Source organism: Neobacillus sp. PVCKKU3 (genome assembly GCF_058323225.1).
The window spans coordinates 1-14,936 of record NZ_JBLVQN010000041.1; the positions used below are offsets into that span (position 1 = coordinate 1).

A 14,936-nucleotide genomic window follows, 5' to 3' on the forward strand; every position below is an offset into this window, starting at 1 on the left:
GCTTGCCAAAACGGCAAGCCTCTAAACATATGACCTCAAATAAGGAATCAGGTCCCTTCTTCTTTTCTGTAGCCGCGCGGTGTGTTGCATTGTGGACAGGCAGCGTTGTTAGAGTCGAATGGGCTCCCGCAGTTACGGCAAAAGACTACTCCTGCACCAGCAGCAGCGGCAGGCTTTGACTGCCCGCCAGCCGGCTTTTCTTTTTGCACCGAGACCTCCACTGCAGCGGCTTGCCCCGCATCCAACATCACCGCCTCCTTTTTAAACCTCTTTAAAACCCCAATGACTACGATCAACGTAATAATATTCACAACCAATCCGGCGGCCGCAATGATCAAAACGAGAAGTGATGTATCTTTAAGCATGATTACGTCTTCCTCCTCTCATTACTTTTCAATAGTCTCGGTTCCATAAGTTTTCCTCTTCCGAACAAGGACTAGTGCTGTAATTACAGCTGCCAGGCTGCCGACACCGCCAATCGATCCCATAAACAAGGTCTTATTGTTATACCAGCGGACAATCGGGTTGGTGGAAACGAGAATGCCATTGACCTTTTTACTTAGCTCGTTCCCGGCTGCATCCACCGCAATAATCTTCACATTCTGCTTGGAGTTTAAGCTTTGGATGTCAAACGTATAGTTTTCACCTTCCGCCTTGTGCTCCACTTTTTTACCGTTTAAATAGATCTCGGCACCCTCGAGAACAAGGTTATCCTTCACCGAAACCGTTACCTTTTTAACATCAACAGGATATTGCTCCCCGCTCTCAATATCAATCGGCACAATCACCGGTGCGGTCTTGTCGATACCAAAGGAGATTTCAGCCTGCTTCTTCTCATCGATATTTTCATTGATGTTTCCTGCTGCATCTTCGGAATAAAGCGCAACGGTATATTTGCCATCGCCAGTAAATAGCGATTTTTTCACCACATACTTGTACTGGCTCCACTGCCCGGCGCCGCCGGTTTCAGTGACGGTATAATCCTTACCCTCCGCCAAGTCCGAAGGCGTACCGTTCTTCGTCATTTTGACTTGAATCGTATCAGCTTTCAGGCTGTCAACGTTCGTCTCGGTCACAATGACATCCGTTTCCATCTGCACATATTTTCCGTCAATCGCCTTCAGCGCATCATCGAACACATAAACCGAACCAAAGCGGTTCACAGAGAAACGAATCGTCTTGGAGGTTTCATTTCCGGCAAAGTCCACAAGCGTTGCCGTTAACGTATAAAGGTCATCGACTTCCTTTTTCTTCTCGAAGTTTTTAAACGTAAACACCTGACCGTTCGGGCCGTCGGCATAAATGCCGTCGAGCGTCACTGGTCCGCGGTTAGCCCCTGTCAGCTTAGTGCTTACTGCCTTCTGATTAAAGTTCGTATCGGAATAAGTTATCACCGGAATCACGTCGCCGTTATTGGCCGACTGATCCTGAACGCCGGAAATGGTCAGTTCAGGTGCCGTTTGGTCAACGATGAACTCCTCTGCCTTATAATCGGCCGCAATATTCCCAGCCTTATCGGTAAAATCGATATCAAAGCTGTACTTGCCATCCGCAGCATATTGAATCGTCGCTGTGTGGACGTCACCCTTCGAACTCCAGCCGCTCACTTTCGGGAATGCCGCGGCTGCCCCATTATCGCTGGCCGTACCTATCACCCTTACGCGCCCGGCATCAAAGTTATGCTCGGTAATCGAGATCGTTGCTGTCCGGCTGGCGCGATAATAGTTGCCGTTGGTCGCCGAGCCATTATTATAGGAAACTTTTATAACAGGAATGGTTTTATCAATCGTAAACTTCTGCTGCGGCACTGCTGGTGCCGCATTTCCGGCATTATCCTTATACTTGATATCAAAGGTATAATCGCCATCCGCGCTGAATTTCACTGTTGCTGTATGTGTTGTTTTATCCGGGTCGGCCGTATTATAAGCGGTACTCCAGCCAACCAACGAAGGTACAGCCCCATCTGTATTTGTAATCAAATGTTCGACATCTTTTGGATTAAAGTTCCGCTCCGTCACCACAACGGTTGCCGTCCGGTCCGCTTTGTAAAAATTAGGATAATCCTGATCCGGCGAATTATTGTCATAGGTCACTTTAATCTGCGGCGCGGTCTTGTCAATGCTGAACGTCAGCTCTTTTTCTGACGTGTTGCCAGCCCGGTCTGTCACCTTCGCCTTGACCACAATGGCGTTGCTATTGTTGCTGACCGCAATCGTTTTAGTCATCTCGGTAACGAGGTTTTTATCAGTCTTCGCTACCTGCCAGCCGTCTGGATTGCTGCCATCCGCAAACGAGCCGTCATTATTAATCTGCAGGCGTCCGCCTTGGTTATTCGCCGTATCATAAGGTGCTACCACCGACCATTCTACCTCATTCAAGCCTGAGTAAGTGTCAGTCACGGTTAGCTTCACATCCACGTTATTCGGGTAAAGCTCGAGACCCTGATTGTCACGATAGGATGTTTCTGCTTTTTCAAGCGTAATATGTGCCTCTTTGGCGTGCTGAGCTTCATCCTCAATGACCGTGCCGTCCGGTGTGGCAAAAGCACTTGTGTTATTGACATGATCCGTCGCTTTAGCAAAAATCTGTCCTTTAAATGCCGCCGGGACATTAAAGCTGAATTCACCTGATGTCGGAACAGCAGCAATGCTGTCAACGGCTGTTGACGTGATTTCCTGCAGCGAACCATCCGCAAGCACCGCATAGAATTTGCCATTCTCATAATCTTGCAGATAAATCACCATCGATTGAACTTCACTTGTCGCTTCAAAGCCAATCACTGGGTCCTCGGCTTTCACCGTCACCCGAATCGGCTTTTTGAAAAAGAAGCCATATTCCGTGAGTTCAACTGCTTCCTGAAGACTCTCGGTTGCGTCCTCCTGACGGTCATCTGTCGAAAAATGAAAATCGGTAATCATCGGGCTCGATTGGTCTATGAAAATAGTTTTTTCAACCTGTGCCGCATTTCCTGCGTTATCAACTGTTTCAACAGCAATTTGGTAGGAACCATCTTCATTTCTGGTAATCCTGGAATCGCCGGTATCCGTCGCCGCCAAATCTGGGCGATGCTGGACCGTCGACTCTTCATGGTAAAAATACTCATCAACAGGCTGGTCGTTCACGTTGATTTTGACCGTATTGACACCGGAATCGGCATCCTGTACATCAACATCGTACGTGACTTCGCCGTTGTAAAACTCTTTTGTATCATCAGCCACATAGGATGAAACGCCGTCTTTAGCGGTAATATTGATAGCTGCAGCAGGTGCTGTTTTTTCAATCATCACAACACCGCTATCCTTGGCCTTGATGTTCGAATTGCTTGAGTTCACCAGATAAGGAGTCTGATTCTTGTTGTTCACATTGTCCGTGACTTCGACTTGGAACGTTCCCTTGAAGCGGTCCACATCCAGCGTGTAGGTGGCTTCAGCGGTCAGGCCTTGTTTTTCAAAGCTTTCCCGTGTTAACGCCGGTGCCTCTTCGCCCGCGTTCTCTGGAACAGCATTTAGTTTTAAGTCCTTGATTCCGGAAGCGTCATCCTTAACCTTCACAGTCACTTCAATTTTTTTATTAAAAAATGTTCCAAAGCTAAGGTAGTTTAACACCTTGGCAATCGTGCTGTCGTTGATGACAGCAAAAGTGACTGCCTCTCCGTCTGCAAGCACTGGTGCGTTTTCATCGATATAAATCTTCTTCTGTGCTGCATCACTTGTATTTCCGGCATTATCCTTTACCGTGACAGAAAAATCGTATAAGCGGTTTTCCTTGTCTAATGTGCTTGTGTCAATAGCATCAATCGAAGGACTGGCCTGCTTTTCTTGCGAAAAATCATATTCTTTATATTTCTTGTCGTTTAAGTTAATCGTCACCTTGTTGACGCCGGATTCCTGGTCCTCGGCTTTGACGTTCAATTTCACATCTCCGCTGTAGAAGTCAGTATCGTCTACAACATATGGTGTTTTGTTTGAGTCAACTGTTAAGGCCGCAGACGGCGCCTTCCGGTCAATCATGAATAATCCGTTGCCTTCAGGTTCAATGTTATCTTTGTTGACATCATAGGTTTGTTTGTTATTGACATTGTCGGTTACCTCAACCGCAAATGTCCCTTCGAAACTTTCGTCATCAAGGACGAACACGGCCTCTGCTGTCCGAGTATCTTTGCTGAAGGTGTCGGAAACTAATGGAACAACCTTTTTATCAGTTGAATTAGTTGATTTTGCATACAACGTAATCTTCTGAACGCCAGATTCTCCATCCATGGCTTTCACTGTTACCTGAATTCCTTTATTAAAAAACATTCCAAATGTAAGGATGTTTAAAACCTGGGACCATGTATCGTCGTTGATTTGTTCCACTTTTACAGATTTTCCATCAGCTAGTGTCGGGTTCGTCTGGTCAATGTTAATATTAATTAGTTTTTCGGGGGATTGGTTACCCGCCTTGTCAACAGCCCAAACTTTGTATTGGCCTTTTTCAACTGGGCCAAAGGTGTAGCGGTTGGTTTTTGCATCGAATGCTGCCTCGCTTGGAGCAGCCGCTGCATCCGCAGCATTGCTGTAAAAAACTTTTTCAATAGAAGTAGAGTAGGCGACGCCGTCAAAGCTTTGAGTTCCGTTATCGATTTCGCCGGAAACGGTCACGGTGTCACTGAACCATGTCACGTTATTGATGGTGGTTTTGTTTTTTCCATCCAGTGCAGGCTCTTTGACGGCTGGACCTTGGTTATCGAATACCAGCAGGATATCGCCATCCAAGTTAACCGTTTGCTCGCTCTTTTTCGTGCCTGCAATCTTCACCTTCATGTCTTTAATTGAAGTGGATTTATTGAAGGTGTACTCCGTTTGCCACTTTTTGCTGGAGCTCGCGGAGGTTTGCAGATTGATAAGGTTGTAACTTCCAATTAGTGCAACCTTCACCACAGCATCCTTGGAATAGACGCGGATTTCTTTGCCGCCTTCTTTATACGAGTCGAGTAATTCACCGGAGGTTGGTGTAATCGAAACGAATTGCGACCAAGTTCCGTCTAGTGTCGGGATTTTCTCAAAGGTTACTTCGATTGAAATTGGCTCTTTAATGTTTTTAACCGTGTAAGAATAAGTCCCGTCCTCATTTTCTGTAAAATTCGCATCAGCGGCGAGATCCACAGCCGTTCCGTTTACCTTAATGGAAGCTACCCGGTAGTCCTGGTTTGGTGTCATCGTGGCTGTTGCTGCGCCGTCATAATCGACGGTGGATTTATCCAGCTTCACATCTCCGTTGCCACCGCTGACACTAGCCGTAACGGCGTAGGTGTTAATGGCAAACTCGACCTTTACGTCGTGATTAGCTGTGACATTTGTGAAGGTGTACTTATAGCTGTCTGGCTGGATTGGCGTCACATCTTTTGTCAGGTCTTTGTTGTCGCCATCGACATTGATGCTTTCGACATGAAAACCTGTTAACGGAGTTACCGTGAAAAAGGAATCATTGCCATGCTGGACGTTAATCGTTCCGCCGAGAGAGCTAATGGTTTTGTTTGCGTCGTCCTTTACCGTCCCTTCAAGTGCATTGTATTGGAAGGTGACGGTGTATGTTTTTAACACAAATTTGACAGTTACGGTCGTATCTGCAGAAATCGATGGGATTGTGCCTGTAAATTTCTGCTTATCTGACACCGTTTGGGTTGTATCACCAATGGAGACAGACTCAATTTCGTAATTGTCGTCCGGGACGATATCGACTGATATATCTTCGTTTGCTGGTACCTCAACTGGCTCCTTCTTAAATTCCTGCTCATGAACGATTACTTTACCAGATCCGGACTCGACCTTAACTGAGACTTTATAGGTAGCTATTTCAGGCTGATCGGTTGGGCTCTGGGATTCGGTTGGCGTTCCCGTTTCGGTTGTCCCTCCTGAAGTCGTTGTTCCACTTGGATCGGTCTGTGAGGTGGTTGCCTCCCCTGATTCCGTCGTTGCCCCGACTGTTGCTGAAGTTTGATCAGTTCCAAAGTCTGTTGTGTTTGTTGTTGTTTCTGCAAACACTGGCATGATGGCGCTGGCTGGTATGTTATAGGCGACCAGCAAAATGGCAAGGATGACCGTCAGAATGCGTGTCGCCCTTGATTTCCTCTTGGTAAACATTGTTCTCCTCCCTTAGAAAAATACAATTTTACTAAAATACCTATTGGATACCCTTTCCGGTGGTTCATAAGACTACTTAACCGCTTTCTCATATGGTTTTTGGTCTTATGAACCTTTTATAAGACCACTTAACCGTTTTTTCACACGGGTTTTGGTCCTATGAACCTTTTATAAGACCATTTGAGCTCCCCTTCGTACGGGTTGTGGTCCTATGAATCTTTCTAGATCACTTCATCCGTATGGGTAATCTTGATATCTCTAATTATCCTAAATTCTATCTTTGCAATTGGGGCATCTTCTTCATCTTCCAATTCAACGGCAGGGTTTAATACGGTTGTTTCATTTGTTTCTATTAAAACCTCCGTGCCGCTTTCCAAGACTTCGGTCCCCGAATCCAATACTTCGGTTCCTGAATCCAGCAACACTACCCCAGGCGCAAATGCCTCTGTACTTTCGTACAGCACCTCCGTACTGCTCTCAAGAAGGACCTCGATTTCATTTAAAAGGACAGCCCTACCTTCTGATAGGTGTTCATCAGCCTGGTAAAGCACCTCAGTCCCGTCATTCGCCAGCACTTCGGTTGCCTCAGAGGAGCCGCTCTCGAAAGCTCTAGCATCTACTTTTCCAGTAAAACCCGTGTTTATAGTATTAAACTCGTCCCCTGTACTTACCGTATTCCCTCTAGTACCAGTAAATCCCGGGGCAGCTGTGTCAGCCATGTTCCCTGTGTTCACAACAGAATATGCCGCATTCCCCATATTCCCAGTTCTTCCAACAGTATCCCCCGGTCTTGCTGTAGCTCCGGCCAGTTTCCCGGCCCCAGACGTGTTCCCGTTCATGACCGTATTTCCCGTATTTCCAGTCCGCCCCGTCCACATCCTGCGAACCCCGACTGGCTCGGTCAGCGACCCGCGGTCGAGATTAAAGGCATCTGGCTGGTGGCGCTTGCTGCCCGTCATTTTGTTTCGTTCGCGGATTTCCTCAATCTGTCGGGCGGCGGTCCGACCAGACAAATCGCCGATGATGGCCAAAATGTTCATTTTGAAAAATAAAAACACGGTCACAATGAACAATACGGCGGCGAGGGAATATCCAACGATGGAAATGATCTGCCAAGCTGTTGCTCCCATGCTCGTCACCCCCTATTCCTTCCGAAAGGCGTTATCAACGGCTTTTTCGGTGAGGGCAAAGCGGTCGACAACATCCTTTTTAATGGTTTCCGTCTTCTCAGCGGTGACCTCGACATCCTTGGTGCTCTGCTTGACGGCCTCTGTCACTGCACGAAGGTCGCTTTCCTTCACGCCATCCAATTTAAACTTCCTGGCATAAGTTTCTATCGAATACATCGTCAATTTATAGAGTTCGAGTTTAACAATTTCACTCTCATCAGGGCTTTTATCAACCATTTTTATCAGCCCCTTGATGTTTTCCCAATACGGCTTGTATTTGCCTTTGTCGGATGCCTCTTCAATATGGAGAGTGATATTCTGATTAAACTGGCCGATATCGCGGTAAATCAAGGCCATCTCGTAATAATCGCTTTTTTTCGAGCCGTACTGGACGGCATCCTCGAACCATTGGATGGAGCTTTTCATTCTCGTAATCTGGTTGTCGCTATTTTCACTCTTTCCATAGTCGTAGTAATACCAATACATCTTACCGACTTCAAAAGCGAGGTCAGGATACTCTGGATTGTCGCGAAACTCGATAAGGTGGGAGTTGATTTTTTTCTTAAACTGCTCCTCCTCCTCGACTGAAAAAGCGGCATCCCCTTTAAATGCGCCGAGCAATCCCAAATAGGCCTTCGTTTCAACCGGCTTAATATCAATCGCTTTTAAAAAATAATCAATTTTGGCCTGATCGGTGGCAGCTTTTTCCGCCATCTGAACCGTTTTATTGTAATCGGCATTATTCGTTTGAATGTTCATCACCTGTCCAAGAATGCCAATGCCCAGGCTCAACACAGCAGCCCCCGCCAGCGCATAAAAACCGCGCAGCTTCTTTTTTTGCTTGGAGCGATAAAGGTCATCAGCCTCTTCGTAATGGTTCAGCGCATACATCAGTTCGGCACACGATTGATAACGATCATCCGGATTCAGCTGGGTGCATTTTTCAATAATCCGTTCCAAACCGCCCGACAACGACGGGTTCCATTGGCGGATGGGGTAAAGCTCATAAGGAGGCTCGGATGGGTTGTGCCCGGTCACCAGATGATAGAGCGTCACGCCCAAACAGTAAACATCGGTCCGTGGGTCGGTCTGACCCTTCCCGCCGAACTGCTCCGGAGCCGCGTAACCCTTCGTTCCTAAGCTGACTGTATCTGCAAGATTCTGCTCCTTGTACTCACGGGCAATCCCAAAGTCAATTAGCTTCAGATTGCCATCCGGCTTCAGCATCACGTTCGCCGGCTTCATATCCCGATAAATAATCGGCGGATTGCAGGTATGTAAATAATCGAGCACCTCACAAAGCTGCTTCGCCCATTCAATCACTAGATCCTGGGGCTGGGCGCCATACTCCTCCATAATCTTGCTCAGAGGCTCCCCTTCGATATAATCCATGATGACAAAAATAACTTTGCCGTTGTCGATGATGTCGACAATCCGAGGCAATGAAGGGTGGTCGAGGCGTTTAATCATGTTCGCTTCGGCGATGGCACTCTGGATAATGACCTCGTTGTTTTTGTCCCTGCCTCTTTTTTCAATCTCTTTCACGGCCCACTGCTTGTTGAGGCGTTTGTCCATGGCCAGGTACACCTTGGACATCCCGCCTTGGCCGATCTGCTTCAGTATTTCATATTTTCCATCTATAACGGATCCAATTGCTGCCACGTGAAATCCCCATCCCTACTGAATTTTTACAAGCAGCACAGTGATATTGTCTGTTTCCTGTCTTTGCTTATTAAGCTCCACTAAAGTGATTGCGTGTGTTTCCATTACCGCTTCGTCCGTCAATACCTGAGGGGAGAATGCTCGAAAAATTTCCTCCTCGGTAAGCATGTGACGGAACCCGTCGGAACAAAGCATATAGACTTCGCCAGGGGTTGCGCGGCCATGGATAAATTCAGGCTCAACCAGCTTTGATGCCCCGATGCACTGTAGGAGGACATTTCGCCGAGGGTCAGTTTTAGCCTGCTCCGGCGTAATCGTACCCCGCTTCAGGTCTCTAGCGACCACCGTCTGGTCCTCTGTCAGGATTTCAAGCTGCCTCTCCCCGATTCGATAGACGCGCGAGTCGCCGACATGGCCAATCAGCATGAACGTGGTATCGATGAGAAGCAGCGCTGTAATCGTCGTCCCCAGTTGGATTCTCACGCTGCGCCCATATTCGGCAATCCGTTGGTTTTGCTCTTTAATGATCCGCTCCCAGCGATACTGGATATTGTCCCAATCTTTCCGGGCAAGCTGTTCTGGAAGTTCACTTTCAAACCATTCCGAAAAAGCTTGAATCACACTGGCACTGGCCACTTCCCCTTTGGAAAGTCCGCCCATCCCATCGCAAATGACAGCTAAAACGACCTCGCCCATCGATGTTTCGGCAACCTTTATAAGCAGGCTGTCCTGATTCGTCGGTTTCTTAATCCCCTTATCTGTAACTGCCGTGGATAACACTTCCATTCTCTAAACTCCTTGCCTAAATAATCGGTGCCTTGCCTTCGGACATTTCCTCTGATTTTTCCAACGGTTTTGTCCGTAGAACCCACTCCCACGGACACTTCCTCTGCTTTTTAAACCTGTTTTGTCCGTAGACGCTAACAGTCTATATAAAAAACGTAAATTCCTCATTAGCGAGGCGCAATTTGGTGCCCGAGAAGATTTCAATTTCCTTCATAACCGGAATCACCCGGCCATCGACATAAGTCTTGTTGGTAGAGTTATTGTCGATGATGTAGTAGCGGCCTCCCTTAGTGATAATGTCGGCATGGCTGCGGCTGATTGCGTTATTGTTGGAAATGAAATAGTCGCAATAGTTCCTCTCCTTGCCAATCCGAAACGAAGGCTTGTTGACGCTAATCTCCTCCTGCGTTTTTTCCCTTACCAAATAGGGGAAACTAGGTTCATCATATACATCGGCACCGAGCACCGTCGTACCGCCAACATCCTCAACCCCCAAGACCGTCGTTTCGCTGAAATGCTCCGTCCCCGAAGGCAGCGCAGCAGCCGGCTCTCTGGTTTCCACAGCCTCCTCAGAGACCGCCTTCTCCGATATCCCAGCCAGTCCCGTCAAAGCTACTCCGCATGCCGAACAAAACCGGGCATCCGCCAAACTGTCAGCCCCGCACCGCGGACATGTCTTAAATTTTTTTGAAAAATCATATTGAGTACCGAACGGATTATAGGCAATGCTCGCAGGGCGCCCCTTCGTGCCCGCCGCACCGCCGCCTGTCTTTCCTGCCATATCCCCGGTCCTTACGGTCTCCCGGGTACCCTCGCCAACACTGCCCGTCGAACCGGAGGGTAGATACCCCTTGTTATCGACTGTTTTTCCCAGCAGTTCAAACAATAATTTTTCAAAACCATTAATCGAAAAAGGGCTGTGGCTGCGGAAATAAGACAGGTAGGACGACATATAGCTATTGTCTTCGTGCTTATTAAATACCACTCGAAACGGCAAATCTTGAAAAAAGTCGGGTGCCGCGCTGGAATTCTGGTTGTTGACAATCGGCCAGTAAATGCATTTGACCTCTTTCGTCCGCGGGTCGAGAAAAATCGTTTCCCAATTCAGCATCAGATTGCTGACGTTTAGCAAATTCTTCTCGCATACCTTGACAGCCTCCGCCACCCTCGCCATTGTCCCCAAGAACATTTTCTTCGTCACAATCCCATTAAAGTAGGATTGCAGCGTCATCATCCCGTCGACTGGACACCTCAGGACAAGGCCTTTTTTCGTCTTCTCGGTGACTACTGGCAAAAGGCACCTTACAAACCCGGCAGCAATCGCCTTCAGCTCCCGTTCATTGATTGCTTCGGGGTCCATCAGCTTATTTACGACCATATATTTATTCGCCTGCTGTTCAACGGTTGTTTTTCCCATAACTATCTCCTGCTATCAAAATCTAAATCTACTTTTACAGCCGGTTCGCCTTGTTGACGGCCTTCGCCTGCGCATCTTTATACTCTTTTGCGGCAAAACGCAAAAAATCAGCGTACTGTTCGAGCGCCTTGGTCATATTTTTCGAGGTAGAATCCGAGTCATCCACCCGGTTCCACTGCTGCTGGAATTTCGCTGCGTCTTTGCCCTGCCAGGACGCGGCAAGCACGGTTACCTCTTTGCCGGCAGCGGACATGTTTTTATTGTGTCTGGAAACGTAAGTGTCAATCGCATCCGCAGCCGCTTCAAATTGACTGTGGTTCACTTTTATATGGTAGCTCAAGCTATTTTCCTCCTTATAAAAACTGTTTGCTAAGTGACGTATTTGTGGTTTCCGTTTGAGTGTAACCAGGGTCGACAGTTTGATGCAAATAGGTTACATAATTTTGCAACACTTGATAACGCGGCTCATGAAAGGCGTTTTTGATTTCGTGAAATGCACTCATCGCCCTCGATGCGGCCGCTCCGTCCCATGCATTGTTTAATGCCCGCATCGCAGATTCCACAGACGAGAAGTCATCTCTGATTCTACTATTATAGTTAGCAATGTTTTTAGCAGTCCCAGACACCCGGGCTGTATCGACTTTAATAAAGTCAGCCATTGGTCAAACCCCTTCCTTATAAAAAATTAACTCGCCCCGCCATGGGCTTTGGCAAATGACTCGGTCACCTTCGACGTATCAATATTGTTTAGCTTTCCAGAAACGTAGCGATAGTGGTCGGCAATTTGATAGATTCTTGAGGCGCATTTTTCTTGGCCAATTCCTTCAAAGCCCCCGCCGATTCCTGAAGCGATACTTTCCAATTCGTTTATAATCTGCTGAAGCTCTCTTTTAATTAAATAAAGCTCCTGCTGTGCATGTACATCCATCACCATTTCCCCCATTACAAGCGATTTATATTCCAAAAAGCCAGCTTACAGGCTGCCCATTATTTTCCGCTCTACCGTTTCAAAGTCGTCAGCCGTATCCTCCAGGTAGGCAGCACATTTTCTCAATTTATAGCTTTCTCCCGTGAACAAATCAGCCTGAATCAGATTCCATAAATCCAAAAATCCCACTTTGGTATAAAGGGAGTCCATTCTCCGGTCAATCTGGCCTAACCTTCTATTGATACTTTCCAAACGCTGGGCATAGTTGCGCAGTTTATACGTGTCGACCTCGATATGTGGATGCGCCGTCGCGTATTTATAGCCGGAGTTGAAATGCTTTTTAAACCAGGAAGAAACACTATTGACCACTTCGCCAACAAATTCCTTCAGGGCATTCTTCACTTCATGGGTAAATTCAACAATCCGATCGATCGCCTTCTTCACATGGTCGACGAACTTATGGACCAAATCCGGCAGATCATTAACAAGAAAGTTCCCGACCCTTACCATCAAGTTGATGGTAAAGGAGTACAGCATCAAATGGCGCTGAACCCCGCCTAATATTTTCGTGGCTAGCAATGCGGCAATTCCCTGGCCGAAATAGCCTGAAAAAGGATTTCTCTCAATAACAGCGTTCCCGTCCTTGTCAATGTACATGGCATCAACGGCATGCGGACCGAAAAAACCATCCTGTGAACCATTGTTCTTCACATATCTGACTGGATACAAGGTGGTCCCTAGCCAGGCAACAATGTCACCATTGACCACAATAGCGTCAAACTTATCGCGCTGCAGCGCCGCAAGCTGATCAGGGCTTAATTTGTAAGGATTAATTGGCTGCGGATTAATCGTGTGGACCTCTTTGACATTGTTATAGTTGGTCACATACACTTCAGCAGCGAGCTCGCCGCCCTTGGAATGGCCGAACAAATAATTGTTCCCGCTCTTATCCTCATTTTTTTCAAAAAAAGCAATGGCCTCGAGCGACTGTGGGGACACACCGATAGAGGCAGTCATCGTATTGTCCGCCATATCCTTCGGATTGTGGAGCAGGTCATCCATTCCTTCCGTTCCCCTGAAGGACATGCCGGTCGCCCCGGTTTTCGGGTCTACATAGGCAATCGCACAAAAGCCGGATTTATCATTTCGGTTCGTATAGTCCTTGATCACCAAATGATCCAGCCCAGCGGCTTTAAGCTCTTTTGCCAGCTTTGGGTCGGCCGCCTGAACCCTTTTATAAAGAGAATCTCCCGCATGCCAGTTTTTTGTTGGCATATCTGTATAAGCAATCTTATTTAGCACAGCGATTTGACGATCTTTTAACTGATCTAAAGAGACTTGTTCAGCCATGCTTTCAACCTCCTACTGTCTTTAGCTGACTCTTGAACTCTTCAAACGATAATCCTTTATCTACAACCGTCAGCGTCTGTTTTACAGATTTGTCAAATTCCTCCCAATCTTGGACTCCGTAGAGATAGAAATTTTCCACATATTTTTTCGATTTAGCTTCGTCTCCGGAAAAAGCAACTATGAAACTAATATTTTCCGAATCAAATGTCTGCAAAGTTTGGTAGACTTGATACAATTCCTTTAACACTTCATCGTCAGCTTCACCTGAAATGGAAATGATGCTGTCCAAGCTGTAAACATCACCCCGGGCAAACGTAAATTCCTTCTTTTGCATATCCTCGATTGTAAGATCTTCATTATTCAGATTGGCATAGGTTTTCGCTGCCCGTAGGTTTTTGATAGACGGGTAATCCATTTTTGCATCAAACAGTTTACTGGCATAAGCATTGGGATAATTATCATAAAACTCTCCCTTGCTCTCCAATGTTTCTTGAACATTGACCAAAACACCGTCCTCCGATTTAGCAATTAGAATATTTTTATTGAGACTATCATTAAAACCGCGTTTCGCCGGAATATACTCAACCTTCGTAAATTCCTGTCCATACGTATCATTTAAATACTTAAGCATTGCCTGTTCACTTGATTTGATTTCTTTTTTTTCAGTTGAATCTTGCTTCATACACCCGCTCACTCCCAGTGCTAAAATGATTAAAAGAAGGCTGCAAAGGATTCTTTTCATGGTCACTTCTCCAAACTTTGCTAGTTTAATCTATTTCTACCCAAATGGACTAATTTTCAAATTTAGGGCTAAAGGCGATGGGGAAACCCATCACCTTCAGCGTCATTATTTCTTCAAAAATTACTTATTTAAATGCGTCAGCCAAGTTAACGTTAGCTGATTCTGTTTCAAAGTAGCCTTGGTCAACATTGACACGTAAGAATTTCACATAGTTATCTAGAATTTCGTAATACGTTTGGAAGTACTTCGCAGAAAACTCGTCATAAGCGGAAACAGTTGCTTGAGCTGCTTCCCCTTCCCATGTATTGGTAAGATTTTTGATCGTGCTTTGGCTGTTTTTTAATTCTTCCAACAGCTGTTGGTTCAGCCTTTCAATCGTATTCGCAATATCTGCCACCTGGGCCGTGCTTACTTTAATGGAACCTGCCATTGTGTTCGTCACTCCTTCCTAGTTTGTTAGTTTTCGAACTTGAACCATGTTATTTTCTTGAGTTGCGGCGTAGTTGGCGCGCTGTGTATCAAGCGTCCGGCTTGCCGTACCAAGCTTGTCAGCCATCTGTTTCAAATCTTCGTTGAAGCCGTTGATCTGGTCAACGAAAGCAAGGTTATCCTCGCCCTCCCACGCTTCACCCATCGTGTTTGCTGCTTGCATAAGCTGGGTATAAATACCTGTATAGGTTTCGGATAGTTCGGCTAATTTTTTGGATGCCGCCTCAAGCTCTTGAGGTGTGACTCTAATTCTTTTCCCCATTTTTGTTGC

Annotated in this window: 13 protein-coding genes; all 13 read right to left on the reverse strand. The window is 46.6% G+C overall.

Annotated features, from left to right (window positions below; all coding sequences use genetic code 11):
- Nucleotides 1-47: 47 nt before the first annotated feature.
- The 13 genes from ACNQGS_RS22655 to ACNQGS_RS22715 all read right to left on the reverse strand — a co-directional run bounded on the left by ACNQGS_RS22655 (nt 48) and on the right by ACNQGS_RS22715 (nt 14,927).
- On the reverse strand, nt 48-365 hold the full coding sequence (locus ACNQGS_RS22655) for a hypothetical protein (protein WP_491489314.1): 318 nt from the start codon (nt 363-365) through the stop codon (nt 48-50).
- A 21-nt stretch (nt 366-386) separates the two neighbouring features.
- The gene (locus ACNQGS_RS22660) at nt 387-6,122 is read right to left on the reverse strand and encodes an Ig-like domain repeat protein (RefSeq protein ID WP_491489315.1); all 5,736 of its coding nucleotides are present in this window, start codon (nt 6,120-6,122) and stop codon (nt 387-389) included.
- A 221-nt stretch (nt 6,123-6,343) separates the two neighbouring features.
- Nucleotides 6,344-7,252: a hypothetical protein gene (locus ACNQGS_RS22665; RefSeq protein WP_491489316.1), complete on the reverse strand. Its 909-nt coding sequence runs from the start codon at nt 7,250-7,252 to the stop codon at nt 6,344-6,346.
- Nucleotides 7,253-7,264: 12 nt separating this feature from the next.
- Nucleotides 7,265-8,953: a serine/threonine protein kinase gene (locus ACNQGS_RS22670; protein WP_491489317.1), complete on the reverse strand. Its 1,689-nt coding sequence runs from the start codon at nt 8,951-8,953 to the stop codon at nt 7,265-7,267.
- 15 nt (nt 8,954-8,968) lie between these two features.
- Nucleotides 8,969-9,739, reverse strand: a complete 771-nt coding sequence (locus ACNQGS_RS22675; protein WP_491489318.1) for a PP2C family protein-serine/threonine phosphatase — start codon at nt 9,737-9,739, stop codon at nt 8,969-8,971.
- Nucleotides 9,740-9,881: 142 nt separating this feature from the next.
- Nucleotides 9,882-11,156 (reverse strand): FHA domain-containing protein, encoded by a 1,275-nt coding sequence (locus ACNQGS_RS22680; RefSeq protein WP_491489319.1) that lies wholly within the window; start codon nt 11,154-11,156, stop codon nt 9,882-9,884.
- A 34-nt stretch (nt 11,157-11,190) separates the two neighbouring features.
- Nucleotides 11,191-11,496, reverse strand: coding sequence for a WXG100 family type VII secretion target (locus tag ACNQGS_RS22685; RefSeq protein WP_491489320.1), 306 nt, complete (start codon nt 11,494-11,496; stop codon nt 11,191-11,193).
- A 13-nt stretch (nt 11,497-11,509) separates the two neighbouring features.
- Nucleotides 11,510-11,815, reverse strand: a complete 306-nt coding sequence (locus tag ACNQGS_RS22690) for a WXG100 family type VII secretion target (protein WP_491489321.1) — start codon at nt 11,813-11,815, stop codon at nt 11,510-11,512.
- A 26-nt stretch (nt 11,816-11,841) separates the two neighbouring features.
- On the reverse strand, nt 11,842-12,084 hold the full coding sequence (locus tag ACNQGS_RS22695; RefSeq protein WP_491489322.1) for a hypothetical protein: 243 nt from the start codon (nt 12,082-12,084) through the stop codon (nt 11,842-11,844).
- Nucleotides 12,085-12,129: 45 nt separating this feature from the next.
- On the reverse strand, nt 12,130-13,434 hold the full coding sequence (locus tag ACNQGS_RS22700; protein WP_491489323.1) for a hypothetical protein: 1,305 nt from the start codon (nt 13,432-13,434) through the stop codon (nt 12,130-12,132).
- A gap of 4 nt (nt 13,435-13,438) precedes the next feature.
- Nucleotides 13,439-14,176 carry a hypothetical protein gene (locus tag ACNQGS_RS22705; RefSeq protein WP_491489324.1) on the reverse strand — a complete coding sequence of 246 codons (738 nt, stop codon included), beginning with the start codon at nt 14,174-14,176 and terminating at the stop codon, nt 13,439-13,441.
- Between the two features lie 124 nt (nt 14,177-14,300).
- The gene (locus ACNQGS_RS22710; protein ID WP_491489325.1) at nt 14,301-14,606 is read right to left on the reverse strand and encodes a WXG100 family type VII secretion target; all 306 of its coding nucleotides are present in this window, start codon (nt 14,604-14,606) and stop codon (nt 14,301-14,303) included.
- Between the two features lie 18 nt (nt 14,607-14,624).
- Nucleotides 14,625-14,927, reverse strand: coding sequence for a WXG100 family type VII secretion target (locus tag ACNQGS_RS22715; protein ID WP_491489326.1), 303 nt, complete (start codon nt 14,925-14,927; stop codon nt 14,625-14,627).
- Nucleotides 14,928-14,936: the final 9 nt, after the last annotated feature.

Excerpts from the sequence above, each read along its gene's own strand:
- ACNQGS_RS22655 (WP_491489314.1), bottom strand. The coding sequence starts at position 365 with ATGCTTAAAGATACATCACTTCTCGTTTTGATCATTGCGGCCGCCGGA.
- ACNQGS_RS22660 (WP_491489315.1), bottom strand. The coding sequence starts at position 6,122 with ATGTTTACCAAGAGGAAATCAAGGGCGACACGCATTCTGACGGTCATC.
- ACNQGS_RS22665 (WP_491489316.1), bottom strand. The coding sequence starts at position 7,252 with ATGGGAGCAACAGCTTGGCAGATCATTTCCATCGTTGGATATTCCCTC.
- ACNQGS_RS22675 (WP_491489318.1), bottom strand. The coding sequence starts at position 9,739 with ATGGAAGTGTTATCCACGGCAGTTACAGATAAGGGGATTAAGAAACCG.
- ACNQGS_RS22680 (WP_491489319.1), bottom strand. The coding sequence starts at position 11,156 with ATGGGAAAAACAACCGTTGAACAGCAGGCGAATAAATATATGGTCGTA.
- ACNQGS_RS22690 (WP_491489321.1), bottom strand. The coding sequence starts at position 11,815 with ATGGCTGACTTTATTAAAGTCGATACAGCCCGGGTGTCTGGGACTGCT.
- ACNQGS_RS22695 (WP_491489322.1), bottom strand. The coding sequence starts at position 12,084 with ATGGATGTACATGCACAGCAGGAGCTTTATTTAATTAAAAGAGAGCTT.
- ACNQGS_RS22700 (WP_491489323.1), bottom strand. The coding sequence starts at position 13,434 with ATGGCTGAACAAGTCTCTTTAGATCAGTTAAAAGATCGTCAAATCGCT.
- ACNQGS_RS22705 (WP_491489324.1), bottom strand. The coding sequence starts at position 14,176 with ATGAAAAGAATCCTTTGCAGCCTTCTTTTAATCATTTTAGCACTGGGA.
- ACNQGS_RS22710 (WP_491489325.1), bottom strand. The coding sequence starts at position 14,606 with ATGGCAGGTTCCATTAAAGTAAGCACGGCCCAGGTGGCAGATATTGCG.
- ACNQGS_RS22715 (WP_491489326.1), bottom strand. The coding sequence starts at position 14,927 with ATGGGGAAAAGAATTAGAGTCACACCTCAAGAGCTTGAGGCGGCATCC.